Genomic DNA, 496 nt, shown 5'->3' with positions numbered 1-496 from the left:
CATACAGCATCAGCGGCGGCGCTCGCGTTTGCGCTGCCGCTGATGCTGTATGCGGCATCGCGCCCGGGAACGCGTCGCGTCGAGCACCGCGCGCGGATCGAGGCGGGCGCCGCGCGCATCTTTCCGGCCCCGGCGGACCTGCGCCGCTTCGACGCGTGCAATCCGTGCGAACGCAAGGCCCCGGCGCTGCGCGGCGCGTACGGCGCGGTGAGGTCCGGCGTCGGCGCGGGCGATGCATGGACGCGCGAGAAGGCCGGCGTGGGGCGCTTCGGGACCACCGGGCTCGGCGAGCCGTCGCACGTGAGGACACGGCTCGACTTCGTGAGGCGGTTCGACGCGCACGACGTCGCCGAATTCGCGCTGCGCCCGGACGGCGACGCGACGGTCGTCACGTGGGCGATGCGCGGGCCGTCGCCGTTTCTGTCGAAGCTGATGCGGGCGTGCTTGAGCATCGGCAAGATGGTCGGCAAGGACTTTTATACGCGGCTCGCGAACC

1 protein-coding gene is annotated in these 496 nt (G+C 72.2%); it reads left to right on the top strand.

Translation table 11 applies throughout. From position 1 onward, the window contains the following. Nucleotides 1–496: SRPBCC family protein (locus J5M56_RS24590; RefSeq protein ID WP_207938009.1), on the top strand; the 496-nt coding region annotated here is incomplete at both ends.

Source organism: Pseudomonas sp. 51_B (assembly GCF_017491595.1).
Taxonomy (GTDB): domain Bacteria; phylum Pseudomonadota; class Gammaproteobacteria; order Pseudomonadales; family Pseudomonadaceae; genus Aquipseudomonas; species Aquipseudomonas promysalinigenes.
The sequence above is the reverse complement of the archived record's forward strand: the minus strand, read 5'-3'. Positions and strand labels throughout refer to the sequence as shown.